This is a genomic window from Kinneretia sp. DJ1R-11, assembly GCF_025717595.1.
In the GTDB taxonomy this organism is placed as follows: Bacteria; Pseudomonadota; Gammaproteobacteria; order Burkholderiales; family Burkholderiaceae_C; genus Paucibacter_A.
In genome coordinates, this window is sequence record NZ_JAJIRR010000003.1 from 143,025 (window position 1) to 159,547 (window position 16,523).

A 16,523-nucleotide genomic window follows, 5' to 3' on the forward strand; every position below is an offset into this window, starting at 1 on the left:
TCCCTAGAATCCGCGCCATGCCTCTGACCGCCCTCCAGATTTCCGCCCCGCTTGCTTCGGCAACGAAGACCCATATCTCGCGACTGGCCACGGCCGTCCTGGCCCTGGCCCTGGCCGCCTGTGCCCAGCTGCCCCTGATCGGCGGCGGTCCTGCTGTACCTTCGAGCTCACCCAGTTCGCCGGCGCCGGCCGACCCGGTGGCGCCGCCGCCTGTGCCAGTCGTCAAGGCCCCGCCTGTGCCACCCAGGGTCGGGCTGGCCCTGGGCGGCGGGGCGGCGCGTGGCTTTGCCCATATCGGTGTGATCCAGGTGCTGGAAGAGCAGGGCATCAAGGTCGACCTGGTGGCCGGCACCTCGGCCGGCAGCTTGGTGGCGGCCTTGTATGCCTCGGGCATGGGCGGGCGCGAGTTGGCCACGCTGGCCGAGAACATGGACGAGGGCGCCATCACCGACTGGGCCTTTCCGACTCGCGGCCTGATTCGCGGCGAGGCCCTGGCCAAGTACGTGCGCGACAAGACTGGTGGCAAAAACATCGAGCAGATGCGCATGCCGCTGGGCGTGGTCGCCACCGACCTGTCCGACGGCTCGGGCACTTTGTTCCGCCGCGGTGACACCGGGGTGGCGGTTCGCGCGTCCAGCTCGGTGCCGGCGGTGTTCCAGCCGGTGCGCATTGGCAGTCGCGACTATGTGGACGGTGGCCTCGTCGCGCCGGTGCCGGTGCGCTATGCGCGCCAGATGGGCGCCGAGTTGGTGATCGCGGTCGACATCTCCTCGCCGCCGGAGGAAAAGCCGGGCACGGGCGCCATTCCCATGCTGATGCAGACCTTCTCCATCATGGGCCGCAGCATCAATAACTTTGAGCTGCGTGAGGCCGATGTGCTGATTCGCCCCAAGCTGGACGGCGTTGGCAGTGCCGATTTCAGCGCCCGCCGTCGCTCCATCCAGGCGGGCCGCGAGGCCGCTCAGGCGGCGCTGCCGCAGTTGCGCGCACGCATCGCTGAAAAGTCGCGTTAGGCCCTTGCGGCCGGATTTGCTGCCGGTCTGGGCTAGGCTTGGGGCCTTGCCACCGGCGCGGCTGCCGGCGGCGCCGCGTCCTGGCCCAAGGTGCACCGCCCGTGATCAACGAATCTGCCACGCCTTTGTTTCCGCTGCAGTCCGTGCTCTTTCCCGAGGGCTATCTGCAGCTGCAGATCTTCGAGCCGCGCTACCTCGACATGGTGCAGCGCTGCTGGCGCGAAGGCCGGCCATTTGGTGTGCTGAGCTTGCTGGAAGGCGGCGAGGTGCGGCGGCGTGACCCGGCGCGCGGTGAAGCCTTTGTGCAAGAACGCTTCCAGAGCGTGGGCACCTTGGCGCAGATCGAGCATTGCGAGACGGTGCAAGCCGGGCTCCTGCGCATCCGCTGCCGCGGCACCCGGCGTTTTCGTCTGCTGAGCAGCGACTGCCTGCCCGGTGGGCTCTGGGTCGGTCAGATCGAGACCTTGGCCGACGATGCGGCCGTGGCCGTACCAGCCGACCTCAAACCTACCGCCGCCTTGTTGCAAAGCCTGCTGCACAGCCTGGAGCAAGGTGCCGCGGCCGTGGATGTGCCGATGCAGCCGCCCTATCGCTGGGATGACAGCGGCTGGCTGGCCAACCGCTGGTGCGAGCTGCTGCCCCTGCCTCCCGAGGAACGCCAGCGCCTGATGCAGTTGGACAACCCGCTGCTGCGCCTGGAACTGGTGGCCGATCAACTCGACCAGCCGGGGGTGTTGGCGGGGCAGGGCTGAGATTCGGCAAGGCCAGTCGATTGCTTCTGTTGACCGGATTCGGCACGAAGCGGAAATTCAATTGCAACCACAGAGGCACGGAGGCACAGAGCAAAAACCAATTCGGCTTTGTATTTCTCTGTGCCTCTGTGCCTCCGTGGTTGCCTTTTGCATTCGGCTGCTTTGTGCCGGCAGCTGACTTTGCAAACAGACGAAAAAAAGCCCAGCGAATGCTGGGCTTGAAGGGCAGGGTCAGAAGCCAGGCTGGGCTGGCTTCATCGGTGCCGAGGAGACAACTGATGTCGCTCAGGCGGCAGCGCGCTTGGAAGCGCGGGTGGCGGTCTGGCTGGCCTTGACGGCGCTGTTGGTGGCGGCTTCGAAGTTGGCTTCGGCCACTTCGGTGGCTTGCTTGGCAGCCTTTTGCACGGTTTCAAAAGCGTTGTTGGCGGCGGCCACAGCGCTCTTCACCAGAGCGACGGCGTTTTCGGTACCGGCCGGTGCGTTCTTGGCAGCGTTCTCGACCACGGCCGAGAACTTCGACTGGATGTCGGCGATCTGGGCTTCAGCGACCTTGGCCACTTCGGCATTGGTGCTGGTGGCGATGTCGTACAGGTGACGGCTGTAGGAAGCGGCCTTCTCGGCGCTCGGCTGCAGCAGGGCGCTTTGCAGGGCCAGCAGTTCTTGAGCGTCCTTCACCGACAGGGCGGCTTGGGTGGATTCCACCACTTCGCCCAGGGCGGTCTTGGCCACTTGCATGTTCAGCTCGACCAGCTTTTCCACGCCTTCGAAAGCCTTGTTGGTCAGACCGAACAGGGTTTCGACATTGGCTTTGTGGGCGGCGATGATTTGTTCTGTAGTCAGCATGGAGCACTCCTTGTGGGGGGTGACCCCCGTTGATTCGATGGATGAAATCGTTCGACAGCGTTTAATGTTGCACTGCAACAAAACGAAGTATAGGGATGTCGAGCGGCATTGCAAGTGTTATTTGCTGCGGTGCAACAAATTAGGGGTGCCACCCGGAATTCCTGCCTTCGGCTTCAGCTTGGCGCCTGGCGGTGACAGCCCCATGACAGCGGCGGAAAGCCGCTGCGGCTACTCTCTCCCCCCATGCAGGCCTTTCATTCCGACGCCCACAGTCTGGCCCTGCCGCCGGGCCACAGTTTTCCGGCCAGCAAGTACCGCCTGCTGCGCGAGCATTTCGAGGCCGACCCCGGCTTGCTGCAGATGTGTGCTGCGCCGGCCGCGAGCGCGGCCGACTTGGCCTTGGTGCACACCCCGAGCTATATCGATGCGGTGCTGCGCGGCGAACTCAGCCCGGCCCAGCAGCGCGAGATCGGTTTCCCCTGGTCGCCTTCGATGGCGACGCGCTCGCTGCATTCGGTCGGCGCCAGCATCGCCGCCGCCCGCGCCGCCCTGGCCGAGGGCGTGGCCGCCAATATGGCCGGCGGCACCCACCATGCGTTTGCCGACCGCGGCTCGGGCTATTGCGTGTTCAACGATGTGGCGGTAGCCGCCCGCCTGATGCAGCGGGAGTGGCAGCAGCTGGGTCATACAGAAACGCTGCCCGTGCTCGTCATCGACCTCGATGTGCACCAAGGCAATGGCACGGCCGCCATCTTTGAAGGCGACGACAGCGTGTTCACCTTCTCCATGCACGGCGCCAAAAATTTCCCGGCCCGCAAGGAACGCAGCGACCTCGACGTGGAATTACCCGACGGCTGCAGCGACGTGCCGTATCTGGAGGCGCTCGACCGCGCGTTGGAAGAGATCTGGGCTCGCCACACGGCCGGCCGCACCCAGCCCGGCCTGGCCTTCTATCTGGCTGGAGCCGACCCTCACGAGGGCGACCGGTTGGGTCGGCTCAAGCTGACGAGCGCTGGCCTGGCGGAACGCGACCGCCGTGTGCTTTCGGCCCTGCGCGAGCGTGGCATTCCTGTCGCCCTGAGCATGGCCGGCGGTTATGGCCACGACATCGCCAGCACAGTCGCGGTGCAGGCCAACACGCTGAACGAAGCGGTGCGGGCCTGGTCGTGCTGGCGGGTGCGCTGAAGGCTGCGGCCGCGCGCATTGTTTCTTTGTGGTTGAATTTCGCCCAAACCGCCGGCCCATTCCAGTCCGGTACGTCCCTTGCCCTTTGTCTTTTGCCCACCAGGACGCTGCGCGCGCTTTATGACCTCACCCAACCTGTTCCAGCAACCCACGCCCGCCGACACCGTCGCCGTCGACACCGCCATCGTGAGCCGGCGCTCCATGCGCGCGTTCTTGCCCATCGAGGTGCCGGAGAGCCAGATCGAGGAGATCCTGAACGTGGCGTCCCGGGCGCCTTCGGGCACCAACACCCAGCCCTGGCAGGTCCATGTGCTGACCGGCGCGGCGCGGCAGCGCTTGGTGGACCGCATCCAGGCGGCCTACCTCGACCCGGCCGAGTTGGCGAAGCACACGGAGGAATACGCCTACTACCCGACCGAGTGGGTCTCGCCCTACATCGACCGCCGGCGCAAGGTCGGTTGGGATCTGTACGGCCTGCTCGACATCGCCAAGACCGACAAGGCCCGCATGCAAGCCCAACATGCGCGCAACTTCCAGTTCTTCGATGCGCCCGTGGGCCTGATCTTCACCATCGACCGCTTGATGCAGCAAGGCAGTTGGCTGGACTACGGCATGTTCCTGGAAAACGTGATGATCGCGGCGCGCGGCCGCGGCCTGCACACCTGCCCTCAGGCGGCCTTCACCCAGTTCCACCGCCTGATTGCCGAGGAACTGCAGCTGGCCCCCGGCCAGATGGTGGTTTGCGGCATGGCCTTGGGCCACGCTGACCCAGCAGCTGTGGAGAACAGCCTGCTGACCGAGCGCGCTCCGGTGGCTGAGTTCACCCGTTTCTATCGCTGAGCCGGGCTGGCCATGAGCAAGGCTGCTGCCCCGACCCGGCCCCAGGTGCTGTTGGCGCGCCGGATCTTTCCCGACATTGCAGCGCGCCTGGACCAGGCCTTTGAGCTCGACTATGCCGACGACGACCAGCCTCTGAGCCCCGAGGCGCTGCGCCAGCGCCTGCAGGGCAAGGCCGGTCTGTTCGCCTCTGGCACCGAGCAAATCACGGCCGAGCTGCTCGATGCCTGCCCCGAGTTGCGCGTCATCAGCCTGATGACGGTGGGCTACAACAATGTGGACCTGCCCGCCTGCAGCGCGCGCGGCGTGCGCGTCAGCAATGCGCCCGATGTGCTGACCGAAACCACGGCCGATTTTGGTTTCGCTCTGATGATGGCCGCCGCACGGCGCATCAGCGAGAGCGAGCATTACCTGCGCCGCGGCGACTGGAAGCAGTGGCGCGTGGACCTGTTCGCCGGCGCTGACATCCACGGCAGCACCTTGGCCATTTTGGGTATGGGCCGCATCGGCCAGGCGATCGCCCGGCGCGGCGCCCTGGGCTTCGGCATGAAGGTGATTTATCACAACCGCAGCCGGCTCGCGCCCGAGCAGGAGGCGCCGATCGGTGCCCGCTGGGTCAGCAAGGAGGCACTGCTGCGCGAGGCCGACCACCTCGTCATCGTCGTGCCTTACACCCCGGCCACCCACCATCTGGTGGCAGCGCTTGACCTGGCCCTGATGAAGCCCAGCGCCACGCTGACGAACATTGCGCGCGGTGGCGTGGTGGACGATGTGGCCTTGGCACGTGCCCTGCAGCAAGGGCAACTGGCGGCGGCCGGCCTCGATGTCTTTGAGGGCGAACCGCATGTGCACCCCGATTTGCTGGCCTGCCACACGCTTGTGCTGACACCGCACATCGCCAGTGCGTCTGTGCCGACGCGCCGGGCCATGTGCAATCTCGCGGTGGACAATTTGCTGGCGGCTTTCGCGGGCCTGCCCATGCCGACGGTGTTGAACGAGGCCGATCTGAAACGCTGAGCTGAAAGGGTGAGCTGAGGGCGGCGAGGGTTAGGGCAGCCGCTGCAAGCACGCTGCGGGCCTGTACGATCGCGCAGCCATAACACCAAGACCCGAGGGAGGGTTGTCATCCATGCCGCAAGAGCTGTTTCGTTTCTCAAAACTTCGCCGCGCCCTGCTGGCCATGAGCTGCGTGGCTGCTGCAGCGCCAGCATGGGCCCAAACTGCCGTCCCGGCTGTCCCCGCCGGCCCGGCCGCGCAGCTGCCCGCTGTAGCAGCAGCACCCGCGGCTTCGGCTGCGCGCACCGTGGCCCTGATCTCGGCCATCGGCGACCGCATCACCATCGTCCGCCAGCGGCCCAGCGTGGGCAGCCATATGGAGCCCTATACGCGCCGCGAGATCAAGTTCGACCCGCGCCTGCTCAACCGCATGGTGCTCAGCGGGCTCGATCAGGGCCTGGCGCAGACCGAGCCCGACAGCCAACGCGTGCTGCTGGACTGGCTGCCCGAAGGGGCCGAGGCGGCACAGATCGACGATGCGCGCCGGATGCAGCGCGAAGCGCGCATCGAGGCGCTCTTGATCGAGCATCTGCGCGCCGTGCCCGCGCGTCAGCAATGGGACGAGATCATCGCCGTACTGCCCAAGTGGACCATGCCCTCGGTCAAGGGCATGGGCGAGAAGCTGGCCGGTATCGGCATCTATGTGCAGCCGCTGCGCCGCCAGGCTCTGGAGGACCTTGGCACGGGTGAGCTCAGCGTCAGCGCCATCACGCCCGACGGTGACCATGTCACCCTGGACCCCAACACCGGCGAGAAGGAGGCCAGCTCCATCTTTGTGGCGGTTTATATGTATATGCAGACCCTGACCCTGGATGCCAAGACTCTGGAGGTCAAGAAGCGCGAACTGCGCCGGGACAACATCAAGTACTTCGACCCCAAGTCACCGGCCAACGATGTCGGCCGCATGTTCGACAACCGCTTCCTGCTCGGCGCCGTGGCGCAGATCGCCGAACGATCAGCCCAGCGCGCCATCACCGGCGACGTCAACGTCAGCCCGGCACGCAAGCTGGCGGAGCCGGCCGCGGCAGCCCCGGGCGCGTCCAGCCCGCGCTGAAGCTCGAGCTTACTGCCCCGCGGGCGGCTGCCAGAGTTCGATGCGGTTGCCGTCGGGGTCCATGACCCAGCCGAACTTGCCGTACTCGGACTCATCCACTTTCTCGTCCACCGTGCAGCCCTCGGCCCGCAACTGGGCCAGCAAGGCGTGCAGATCGGCGACGCGGTAGTTCACCATGAAGGGCGCCGTGCTGGGGTCGAAGTAGCGGCTGCTGGCTTCGAAGATGCTCCAGACCGTGCTGCCCTGGCCTTCGGGGTTGTGCTCGCCACGCCAGCGAAAGGCGCTGCCGCCCCAGGTCTCGATGGGGATGCCCAGATGGCGCTGGTACCAGGCGCGCATGAGTTCGGGCTGGGCGGACTTGATGAAGATGCCACCGATGCCGGTGACGCGGCTCATGCTGCTCATGGGGGAGGGCTCCTGATTCAGTGCTTGCGCTTCGATGTTCGCACGGCGGCCTTGGGTTTGGCCGCGGCTTGCTTCTCGGCTTTGGCAGGCTTGGCCTCTTTGGAGGGTTTGCCCGCCTTGGTAGATTTTTCGGGCTTGGCAGGCTGGGCCACGCTGGCTTTCTTGTCTTTCTTCTTCGGCGCCAGCGCGGCGGCCGGCATGGCGCGGCTGAGGCTGGCGCTCTCGGCCTGGCTCAGGATATCCAAGGCTTTGGCATAGAAGGCCTTGCGTTCTTCCAGGCCGCGGTTGCCGCCGTTGACCGTGTAACTGATGAACTCGACGGGTGACAGATCCAGCACGCTGCCGCGGTACTTCTTCTTCAGGCGGTCGCTGTCGGGGTGGTTGGCGGCGTCGTTGAGGTTGCGGGTCAGCCAGTATTCGCAGGCGCTCCAGACCGCCATCTCGGCGCTCTCCAGCAGCTCGGGCTGCTTGATGAACAGATCGCGCGAGCCCTTCTTGATGCCCAGCTGCAGGTAGTTGGCCCGGCCCGTGGTCTGGAAGATGCCGCGGCCGCGGAAGCGCGCGCCGTCGCCCGGCTGGCTGTTGCCCAGGTCGGCCCGGCCTTCATAGGCATTGCCCGAGGCGTACTCGCGCAAGGTTTTGAAATGGTCGGTCTCGTGGCAGGCCTGGGCCAGGAAATGCGCGAACTCCTGGGCCGTGTCGATCTGGTACTGCGGGCACAAGGTGTTCATCCACTCAGCCAAGGCCGGCATCAGCGCGGTCTTGCGGCCGGCGATCAGGGCCAGGTGTTCGGCAGTGATGGCAAGAGTCATGGCGGTGGGGCTCCGGGTGATGGGGGGTCAGTGGTCTGCGGAGCCGGCCCAGGCCGGTCTTGCAGTGCGGGACCATCATCGGGTGGCCAGGACAATTGACCAACCCCTAGCACCTGCACTCGGCCGCTCATCCCCTAGGGCATCAAAGCGTGGTGAGCTTCGCAGGTTGTGCGCCGTGCTTGGTGTCCTCTCATGAGCGCCTGCGGCGCGTGCCGACAGCCGGTGCAGACGGCCTTCCTTTCGTCAGTCGAGTCCAGGCAGGCCAGCACGCTCGCATCCCATGTGTCGCCCTTGAATTGGATCGCTTGCAGACCTTGGACTCCGTGGTGCTGAGCGGCTTACCGCTTTCGGTGGCTTCGGTCATTCGGGTGCGAAGAATGGCCGGCTGCAATATGCCCAAAGCTGTCCTCGCCTATCCCGTAGTGAACTACCTGAAAGCTGAGGCTCGTCTCCCGGCCAAACAATCATCGGAGTTCAATTCTCGACTTGTACGAGCCGCCGGCGCTTTCGTTGTCGATGGCTGCTTCGTGCTGGTCAAGGAGCTTCAGTTCCCAGGGCCTGTTGAGGCAAAAGCTGCCTTCAAGCCTGGATCGCAGAAATCAGCACGGCACCACCGTGACCAACTCGCGGTACAGCCGGCTGGGTGACACGGGCTTGTGCAGCAGTGGCAGCCCGCTGCCCACGGCTTCGCGCAGGCGCTGTGGCGCGGTGTCGCCAGTGATCAACAAGGCGGGCAGACCGCGCCCGACCGCCGCGCGCAAGGCCTCGATCACTTCAACGCCGGTGCGCTGGTCGCGCAACTGGTAGTCACTGATGACGACTTCGGGCACCCAGCCGCGCGCCAGGCTCAGCGCATCTTCGATGGACTCAACGGCGTGGCACTCGCAGCCCCAATCGCGCAGGAGATGCTGCATGCTCTGGCGCACCGATTCATCATCGTCCACCACCAGCACCCGCAGGCGCAGCGGCTGTGCCATGCGCGGTTCGGCCGGCGCGGGCCTTGCTGCGGGGGCTTCGGTGGCCAGCGGCACCGCCAATCGGAACACGCTGCCACGCGCCCTCCGGGAGTCCAGCGACAGTGCGTGCCCCAAGGTGCGGGCCAGGCCATCCACAATGGCCAGCCCGAGCCCCAGCCCCTTGGTCCGGTCACGCTCCGGGTTGCCGAGCTGATGGAACTCGCGAAACACGGCACGTTGCTGCGAGGCCTCGATGCCGATACCCGTATCGAAAACCTCCAGCACAACTTGGCTGCCGCGGCGCCTGCAGGCCACCAGGAGTCCGCCGCGCTCGGTGTAGCGGATGGCATTGGAAACCAGATTGCGCAGGATCAGCTCAATCAGCGCCGGGTCTGAATGCACAGCCAATGCGCTCTCGCGTGATCGGTATTCCAGGCCCTTTGCGTCGGCCTGCTGGGCGAACTCGCGCTCGATTTTGTTCAGTAGCGGCTGCACCATGAATGCCCGAATTTGCGGCTTAATCACACCGGCTTCGATCCGAGAAAAATCCAACAAGGTGTTGAGCATCTCTGCAGATGCGCTGCACGCCGCGGCAGCGCTCGCCACCAGTTCATGCTGTGCGGAGCTCAAGTTCGTGCGTTGCAACACATCCAGAAACAGGCCCTGCGCATGAATCGGTTGGCGCAGGTCATGACTTGCAGCGGCCAAAAATCGTGATTTGGCTTGGATGGCAGACTCCGCAATGTCTTTTTGCACCTGCAGACTGATTGACAATTCTTCGAATTCGAAGTTTTTGCGAATCGACTCCAAGAATTCGCGGTGGGCCGTGATGCCGAAGCCGATGCACCAGGCCATGTAAAGGATTGTGCCTACCCCAATATTCAGGCTGTACGGGCCGGGGTAAGCGAACGCCATGACCACGATACTTCCAACACAGGGAATGAAAAAACGGAAAAGCGCAGGCAGGTGTGCCTTCAATGTCTGAAGCGAGCCCTGGGATATGCCGGCAATGACAAGGATGAGCAAGAGCTGTAGTTCCAAATTGTCCGGAACCCACATGATCCATATACCCGCTGCCCACAGCAGACCATTGATGGTCGGCAGAGCCGTAGAAACGCGCAGTCGTTGAAGCGCGTTGCTCGCATCCAAGGGCTGTCGGCGCAAATACAAGGTTCGCGAGACCGCAGAAATGTTGAAAATGACCTGCGCCGTTAACCACGCGAGTAAAAGCCATTGATTGGCGTCGTGCCGGCACAGCCAACTTGCTGCTGCTCCCTGGATGAAGGTCGCTACTCTGGCGCCTGTCGATGCTCTTTCAAGCGCCTGTACCTGCTGTATGAGAACTTTGTCAGCAGTACTTTTACTGTCAGTCAGGGGAGGCAACGCTGGCATGTAGTGACCTGTATTTTTTTCCGAGCAGAACCGCCGGCAACACCGACGTGCCGATGCTATCCAGCAAGAGACGCAATTGTTCCACCAGGATTTTCACGAGCGCAAAGTGAAGCACTCTCGTCCTCATGGGCGGCGCAGATTCAACACTTCTTCCGCTAACCGATCAGTCGCTGCTGCCGCGCTGCCGCCACCGCCTCGGCGCGGCTGCCCACGTCGAAGAATTCCAGGATGTCCTGCACATGGCGGCGCACGGTATTGTCGGAAAGTGCCAAGCGGCGCGCCATGAGCTTGTTGCTCAGGCCCTGGTTCAACAGGTCCAGCACCTCGCACTGGCGCGGCGTCAGGCTCCGGGCGGGGGGCGGATGGATGGCCGAGGGCAGTCCTTCGGCAGGCGGGCCTTGCAAGACCTTGCAGATGGCCTGCACGATGTGGTCAGCCGTCTCGGCTTTGGAGACAAAGCCCGCGGCGCCCCGGGCCAGCGCCAGGCGCACGGTCTCGGGCTCGGTTTGAGACGACACCATCAGCACGGGCACCTCTGGCCATTTGCGCTTGAGCAGCACCAGGCCCTCCAACCCGCTCAGGCCCCGAAGGTGGATGTCCAGCAGCACCACATCCAGGCGGTCGGGCGTGGCGTCGACGGCCTCTTGAAGCGAGCCCGCTTCATGGATGACCGCTTCAGCCATCGCCGACAAAATCACCAGTTTCAGCCCGGACCGGAACATTGCGTGGTCGTCGATCAGCAGGACATGGGGCGTACTCATGGCGGCAATTACACCACCCCGATTGCGGGGGGGCTCTGGTCTAAATGGACCAGTTCAGCGCCGGTGCGGCATCACTATCATCGATTTGACAAAAAGAGGAGCTGAGTTGACGCCAGTTCTGCGTCGCCAGGTCTTCACAAAAAACCAACCCTGCTTGAGAGAGTTCCGCGCCATGGCAAAAGCCACGTCAAATACCACACGTCATCTGCCTGCGAAGAGCTTGCTGGCCCTGAGCCTGCTTATGGCATTCGCCCCAGGTATTGCGGCAACCAGAACCTGGAACGGCGGAGCGCTGTCTGACAACAACTGGGACAGTATCTCAAACTGGGGTTCCCCTCGCGCGCCCTTGAACGGCGACGCGTTGATATTTGCAGGCAATACGCGTCTCAGCAATAGCAACAATATTACCAACCTGTCAGTCAACAGCCTGACCTTCGCCGCGGGTGCCGGTGCGTTCACCTTGAGCGGCAATGCGCTCACCTTGAGCAACTTGTCAGGTTCCGTCCTTGAGAATAAGAGCAGCAATCTGCAAACCCTCAACCTGGGTATGACGGTGCAGGGGAAGAGCGTTTGGCAAGGCGGTAGCAAGGGGATGACATTCAATGGCGCTGTGGCCCTGGGCGACGGTGCCAACCTTACCTTGGCAAGCAACATCACGGTCAACAACCAGAGTACTGACCGCCAACTTGGTGTATCCGGCACGGCCACCCTCAGCATACTGAGCGGGAGTGTGGTGAACGACGGAGGCAGCCAACTGGGCGTGAACAGTGGCTCCACGGGCACCGTCAGCGTTGACGGGGCGGGCTCCACATGGGTTACTAATAAGACCCTCCTCATTGGTCAGGGCGGTTCCGGCATTCTGGGAATCACCAACAATGGCCTGGTTACAAGCAATGCCGCAGGATTGGGATTTGACGCAGGCGCAACTGGCGTTGTAAATGTGACAGGAAGCGGCTCAAAGTGGAGTACGGGTGGACTCTATGTTGGCGTTGGCGGCACTGGGACCATAAATGTCTCGAGCGGAGGCACTCTTGAAAGCCATGACACGACCTATATTGGCATCCAGGATGGCGCCAGAGGTGTGGTAACAATCTCAGGAGCCAATTCGCACTGGGATAGTCGCGGGCATGTTATCTACCTTGGTGGAAATGGCTCCCCTAGCAGGGCTTTGCTGAATATTGAGGACGGCGGTTCCGTTACGACGGACGCAATTTTAATCAGTGCTGCCAATGGTAGAAGCAATACCGTCAATGTCACCGGCGCTGGCTCACGATTGAATGCCAGCCTCATTTTTATCGGCTCCCCAGGCTCCGGAGTTCTTAATATTGGCAGCGGCGGGTCGGTTGCGAATGCGGTCGCAGAGATCGGCTTCGACCGTAGCCCTGCTATTTTGGACCTCAGCAGTGTCAATGTCAGGGGCGCTGGCTCGCAATGGACGATCAGTGATTCGCTTTCGGTAGGAACGAGCAGCGCAGGACAGCTTTATATCGATGGGGGCGGCCGGGTCGATTGGGGAACGATGGCCTATATCGGCGATGCATCACGGGGTGCAGTTCAGGTCGTCGGCACGGGATCTCAGTTGAATTCAAGCAATGGCACCCTCGTCGTTGGCTTCAGATCCAGTGGCATCTTGCAAATTCTGAGCGGTGCAGGGGTCAGTGATTTGCACGGGTATATCGGCTCGGCGCCGGGATCGTCCAACTCGGCTACGGGGGATGCCACGGTCACAGGCGCCAATTCTTTTTGGAACAACGGAACACTCGACGTTGGAACCGTCGGCGCGAGTACGCTGAGCATTCTCGATTCGGGCACCGTGAAGGCCGCGACGCTGACGCTTGGGCCGTTTGGCGCGATCACGCTGGACCGCGGTGTATTGCAAATTGGCAGCGGGAATGTTTCAAAGGGTGGATCATTCAACTGGGCCAGTGGTGCCCTGGCGTATTCCGGGGATGCCAGCCTCGGGGCCGGTCTGCTGGACGCCACGCTGCGACTGAGCGCCGGCAGGACCTTGAAGGTGGCAAGCACGCTGACATTGGGTGACGGCACCAGCCTGCAACTGGCCGGTGGTGCACTCGGCGCCAATGCCTTGAGCTTTGCGGGTGGCGTACTGCAATACAGCGCTGCTGATACTGCCGACTATTCACGCACCTTCAGCCAAGCAGCCAACCAGCTCTACAACATCGACACCAACGGCCAGAACGTCACGCTGGCCTCGGCCATGAAAAGTGCCGGCGGCTTGCTGTCCAAACAGGGTTCGGGCACGCTGACCTTGACCGGCAGTAACACCTACAGCGGCGGCACCCAGATCAATGCGGGCCGCGTGCAAATCGCGTCCACAGCCAACCTGGGTACCGGCGGCGTGAGCTTTGACGGCGGCACCCTGTCCGTGGGCGCCAACAGTTTCAACCTGGCCAAGAGCGTGCAGCTGAATGCGGGCGGTGGCAGCTTTGTGGTGGACGCGGGCGCGACGCTGACGCTGGACCAGCCGGTTACCGGCACTGGCGGGCTGACCCGGCTCGGCGCCGGCACGTTGCAAGTGGCAAGCNTGTGAGCTTTGAAGGTGGCACCCTGTCCGTGGGCGCCAACAGTTTCAACCTGGCCAAGAGCGTGCAGCTGAATGCGGGCGGTGGCAGCTTTGTGGTGGACGCGGGCGCGACGCTGACGCTGGACCAGCCGGTTACCGGCACTGGCGGGCTGACCCGGCTCGGCGCCGGCACGTTGCAAGTGGCAAGCGGCAGCTTCGGCGGTGGGCTGACGAATGGCAGCGGCGGCACCTTGGTCGTCACGAACCTTCAAGCCGGCGGCGCCGTGTCGAATCAAGGCACTGTGGCGCTGACGCGTAACTCGAGCCTGGGCGGCAGCACGCTGCGCAACGACGGCACCATCAATGTCTCGGGCAGCGACTTTTTCAATCCCGCGAGCCTCACGGCCACGGCGGCGGGGCAGGCCATCGTCAACAACGGGCAGTTGCTGGTGAGCGGCTCGACACTGGCCGTGTCGGGTGACTTCTCGAACACCGCCGGTGGCCGCGTGGCAGTGTCGGGCCCAGCATTGGCCGTCTTCTTGAACAGTGCCGACTTCATGGGCGGCCAGTTGGACGTGTCTGCCAACTCCACCGTTCTGTTTCAAGGCGCCGTCAACCAGCTCACCGGCGCGATCTTCACCGGGACGGGCACCAAGATCTACCAAAAGAGCTTCTCTTTAGGCGCTGCGCTGCCGGGCCTGGCCAGCGATGCCGGCGCGGTGAGCTTTGACTCAAGCAATGTGTTCACAACGCTCATCGGTGGCACTGCGGCTTGCACCAGCGCCTGCGCCGACAACCCCGGGCTGCAAGCCCTGAGCTACAGCCACTACAGCGTGGCGGGCAAGCTTCAATTGGGCGGCACCTTGAAGCTCGGTTCGGTGGGCAGCTTCGTCGCCCAGGCGGGACAGAGCTTTGACTTGCTGGACTGGGGCAGCTTGCAGGGTCACTTTGGCAGCATCGACGCCAGCGGCCTGCAACTGGCCGCAGGCACCCAGCTCGACTATTCGCAGCTCTACACCAATGGCACCATCAGCGTGACGGCTGCTGTGCCCGAGCCATCGACATACGCCATGCTGATGGCCGGCTTGGCCTTGATGGGCATGGTCGCGCGTCGCCGTCGCAAGGCAATCGTGANGCACCAAGCTCGACTATTCGCAGCTCTACACCAAGGGCACCATCAGCGTGACGGCTGCTGTGCCCGAGCCATCGACATACGCCATGCTGATGGCCGGCTTGGCCTTGATGGGCACGGTCGCGCGTCGCCGTCGCAAGGCAATCGTGATGCACTGAAGTGCCGGCTCTGAGCTCGCCACAGTGACCAAAACACAGGCATCGTGATCAACGCTCTGGGCTGCGTCACCAATCTCATTGGCGCTCACGAACGGCCCGCTGCTCACCAGCAAGCAGTCAGTCCATGCAGAGCTGGCCCGGAAGCAGAGCTAACCGTCTCAGCCAGCGCAGAAGCGATCACTCGTTTCAGCCCGGACCGGAACCTAGCGTGATCGTCGATCAGCAGGACATGGGGCGTACTCATGGCGGCAATTNCGCCTGCTCTGGGCTGCGTCACCATCTTGTTAGCGAGCACGAATTTTCCCCTGCCATGAAGCTGCCGTTCGCATGCGCATTCCAACAGGTCACCGTGGCTGCTGCGCAATGCGGCGGCAAGGCCGTGGCGACTCAAGCAGTGTCGACTTTTCCTGGACCTTGCCCGCGATCAAAAACCAGATATCACGCGACGCCGTTGTTTGAAAAGGTTTCCGCCTCCGATGGCGGTGGAACGAGTTTTGCCCCCTACACACAGCACATTTGCAAGTCACCAAACTGAAGGAGTCACCCTATGAAAGCATTGAAGACATGGACGGCTGCGGCCGCGATGCTGGCGCTGGCCGGTACGTCGCAGGCATCGCCGATGACGCTGGTGGACAATGGCCTCGGTGTGCTCGACAGCAGCACCCATCTGGAGTGGACCTCCAACATGAATTTGGGTGGCCGAATGACCTGGGCTGCAGCCAACGCCTGGATTGCCACTCTGAACACGAGCAACTATGCCGGCCACAACGATTGGCGCCTGCCCACGCTCAACCTCGCAGACACGAGCTGCAGCAGCGCTGTCGGCTCTGTGTATTACGGACAGGGCTGCACCGGCGGTGAACTGAGTGGTCTGTTCGTCACCAAGCTGGGCAACAAGGGCGGTGAGTCCGTCCTGAATCAGGTGGGCGACACGGCCGAGCAGATCGCCAACTTGGCCCTGTTCAGCAATGTGGGGTCCGGCGCCTACTGGTCCGGTACGGAGCAGGTGGGGTATCACGGCGGCGTGTCGGTCGGCACCTGGAGCTTCTACACCACCGTCGGCACCCAGCTCGGGAACCTCAAGACCAATGCGTCGTATGCCGTGGCTGTGCGCCCCGTTGATGTGGCCGCCTCTGTACCAGAGCCACAGACGCTGGCACTGGCACTGCTGGCATTGGGCGCGACGGTGGTGGCACGCAGAAGGCGGCCAGCTTGAGGCTTCGGCGCATCGAGGGCTTCGCGTCCTTCTCGGTGCGTTGGGGGCGCTAGCCCCCAACCGCACAAACTTTTTGGGCAGGGCTCATGGCCCGCTACGAACATCTGCCACTTTACAAGGCAGCGCTGGACATGACGGCGCATTTCGAGCAGCTGGTGGCGGGCTTCTCTCTGCATCACAAGTACACGCTGGGCACCGAATGGCGCGAAGGTACCCGCGCGGTGCCGTGGCAGGCTTTCTGTGAACGACCGGTTGAATCCGCCGCCGATTGTGGAGATTCACAGAGCGCAAGTGAATACCCGCAATGGGCACCTTGCTGCCCCTGGCGATCCAATGCCGACGGGCTTCTTTTGGCAGAGCCGGTCATTGAAGCCGGAGCGCATCCATGGCTGGCGCAGCAGCTTGGGCGCGCCACTTGAGCAGGCGA

General features: G+C 63.6%; 15 protein-coding genes and 1 pseudogene. 11 read left to right on the forward strand and 5 right to left on the reverse strand.

The genetic code is table 11. From position 1 onward, the window contains the following. The first annotated feature begins 17 nt into the window (after positions 1–17). Together LNV23_RS07350 and LNV23_RS07355 are read left to right on the forward strand one after the other, a co-directional pair. Positions 18–1,013, forward strand: coding sequence for a patatin-like phospholipase family protein (locus LNV23_RS07350; RefSeq protein ID WP_263562378.1), 996 nt, complete (start codon positions 18–20; stop codon positions 1,011–1,013). A 101-nt stretch (positions 1,014–1,114) separates the two neighbouring features. Then, positions 1,115–1,765, forward strand: coding sequence for an LON peptidase substrate-binding domain-containing protein (locus LNV23_RS07355; RefSeq protein ID WP_263562379.1), 651 nt, complete (start codon positions 1,115–1,117; stop codon positions 1,763–1,765). Positions 1,766–2,050: 285 nt separating this feature from the next. Here the strand turns inward: LNV23_RS07355 and phaP are convergent, their stop codons facing one another. Further along, on the reverse strand, positions 2,051–2,608 hold the full coding sequence (phaP, locus tag LNV23_RS07360; RefSeq protein ID WP_263518571.1) for a TIGR01841 family phasin: 558 nt from the start codon (positions 2,606–2,608) through the stop codon (positions 2,051–2,053). 243 nt (positions 2,609–2,851) lie between these two features. Here phaP and LNV23_RS07365 point away from each other — a divergent pair, with 243 nt between their 5' ends. From LNV23_RS07365 to LNV23_RS07380, 4 genes are all read left to right on the forward strand, one after another. Then, positions 2,852–3,793 carry a histone deacetylase family protein gene (locus LNV23_RS07365; protein WP_263562380.1) on the forward strand — a complete coding sequence of 314 codons (942 nt, stop codon included), beginning with the start codon at positions 2,852–2,854 and terminating at the stop codon, positions 3,791–3,793. Between the two features lie 120 nt (positions 3,794–3,913). Then, complete coding sequence (locus tag LNV23_RS07370; protein WP_263562381.1) at positions 3,914–4,633, forward strand: nitroreductase; 720 nt, start codon at positions 3,914–3,916, stop codon at positions 4,631–4,633. Positions 4,634–4,645: 12 nt separating this feature from the next. Next, positions 4,646–5,647, forward strand: coding sequence for a 2-hydroxyacid dehydrogenase (locus tag LNV23_RS07375; RefSeq protein WP_263562382.1), 1,002 nt, complete (start codon positions 4,646–4,648; stop codon positions 5,645–5,647). 112 nt (positions 5,648–5,759) lie between these two features. Continuing rightward, positions 5,760–6,740, forward strand: coding sequence for a hypothetical protein (locus LNV23_RS07380; RefSeq protein ID WP_263562383.1), 981 nt, complete (start codon positions 5,760–5,762; stop codon positions 6,738–6,740). A 9-nt stretch (positions 6,741–6,749) separates the two neighbouring features. Here LNV23_RS07380 and LNV23_RS07385 read toward each other — a convergent pair whose 3' ends face one another. From LNV23_RS07385 to LNV23_RS07400, 4 genes are all read right to left on the reverse strand, one after another. Next, complete coding sequence (locus LNV23_RS07385; RefSeq protein WP_263562384.1) at positions 6,750–7,145, reverse strand: VOC family protein; 396 nt, start codon at positions 7,143–7,145, stop codon at positions 6,750–6,752. A gap of 17 nt (positions 7,146–7,162) precedes the next feature. Then, positions 7,163–7,957, reverse strand: a complete 795-nt coding sequence (locus LNV23_RS07390; protein WP_263562385.1) for a glycoside hydrolase family 19 protein — start codon at positions 7,955–7,957, stop codon at positions 7,163–7,165. 599 nt (positions 7,958–8,556) lie between these two features. Beyond that, on the reverse strand, positions 8,557–10,062 hold the full coding sequence (locus LNV23_RS07395) for an ATP-binding response regulator (RefSeq protein ID WP_263562386.1): 1,506 nt from the start codon (positions 10,060–10,062) through the stop codon (positions 8,557–8,559). A gap of 398 nt (positions 10,063–10,460) precedes the next feature. Next, positions 10,461–11,066, reverse strand: a complete 606-nt coding sequence (locus LNV23_RS07400; protein WP_263562387.1) for a response regulator transcription factor — start codon at positions 11,064–11,066, stop codon at positions 10,461–10,463. A 592-nt stretch (positions 11,067–11,658) separates the two neighbouring features. Here LNV23_RS07400 and LNV23_RS07405 point away from each other — a divergent pair. The 5 genes and pseudogenes from LNV23_RS07405 to LNV23_RS07430 all read left to right on the forward strand — a co-directional run bounded on the left by LNV23_RS07405 (position 11,659) and on the right by LNV23_RS07430 (position 16,515). After that, positions 11,659–13,617 (forward strand): beta strand repeat-containing protein, encoded by a 1,959-nt coding sequence (locus LNV23_RS07405; protein ID WP_505191014.1) that lies wholly within the window; start codon positions 11,659–11,661, stop codon positions 13,615–13,617. Between the two features lie 1,001 nt (positions 13,618–14,618). Continuing rightward, positions 14,619–14,717 (forward strand): annotated as a pseudogene (locus tag LNV23_RS24075) (PEP-CTERM sorting domain-containing protein); the annotation flags it as partial. A 473-nt stretch (positions 14,718–15,190) separates the two neighbouring features. Beyond that, positions 15,191–15,415, forward strand: coding sequence for a hypothetical protein (locus LNV23_RS07420; RefSeq protein ID WP_263562389.1), 225 nt, complete (start codon positions 15,191–15,193; stop codon positions 15,413–15,415). Positions 15,416–15,427: 12 nt separating this feature from the next. Continuing rightward, the gene (locus LNV23_RS07425) at positions 15,428–16,096 is read left to right on the forward strand and encodes an Lcl C-terminal domain-containing protein (protein WP_263562390.1); all 669 of its coding nucleotides are present in this window, start codon (positions 15,428–15,430) and stop codon (positions 16,094–16,096) included. A gap of 86 nt (positions 16,097–16,182) precedes the next feature. Then, entirely contained in the window at positions 16,183–16,515 is a 333-nt protein-coding gene (locus tag LNV23_RS07430) for a hypothetical protein (protein WP_263562391.1), read from the forward strand. Positions 16,516–16,523: the final 8 nt, after the last annotated feature.

Coding starts and splice junctions, on each gene's coding strand:
- LNV23_RS07385 (WP_263562384.1), bottom strand. CDS start 7,145: ATGAGCAGCATGAGCCGCGTCACCGGCATCGGTGGCATCTTCATCAAG.
- LNV23_RS07420 (WP_263562389.1), top strand. CDS start 15,191: ATGAAGCTGCCGTTCGCATGCGCATTCCAACAGGTCACCGTGGCTGCT.
- LNV23_RS07425 (WP_263562390.1), top strand. CDS start 15,428: ATGAAAGCATTGAAGACATGGACGGCTGCGGCCGCGATGCTGGCGCTG.
- LNV23_RS07400 (WP_263562387.1), bottom strand. CDS start 11,066: ATGAGTACGCCCCATGTCCTGCTGATCGACGACCACGCAATGTTCCGG.
- LNV23_RS07375 (WP_263562382.1), top strand. CDS start 4,646: ATGAGCAAGGCTGCTGCCCCGACCCGGCCCCAGGTGCTGTTGGCGCGC.
- LNV23_RS07380 (WP_263562383.1), top strand. CDS start 5,760: ATGCCGCAAGAGCTGTTTCGTTTCTCAAAACTTCGCCGCGCCCTGCTG.
- LNV23_RS07350 (WP_263562378.1), top strand. CDS start 18: ATGCCTCTGACCGCCCTCCAGATTTCCGCCCCGCTTGCTTCGGCAACG.
- LNV23_RS07365 (WP_263562380.1), top strand. CDS start 2,852: ATGCAGGCCTTTCATTCCGACGCCCACAGTCTGGCCCTGCCGCCGGGC.
- phaP (WP_263518571.1), bottom strand. CDS start 2,608: ATGCTGACTACAGAACAAATCATCGCCGCCCACAAAGCCAATGTCGAA.
- LNV23_RS07370 (WP_263562381.1), top strand. CDS start 3,914: ATGACCTCACCCAACCTGTTCCAGCAACCCACGCCCGCCGACACCGTC.
- LNV23_RS07390 (WP_263562385.1), bottom strand. CDS start 7,957: ATGACTCTTGCCATCACTGCCGAACACCTGGCCCTGATCGCCGGCCGC.
- LNV23_RS07430 (WP_263562391.1), top strand. CDS start 16,183: ATGGCCCGCTACGAACATCTGCCACTTTACAAGGCAGCGCTGGACATG.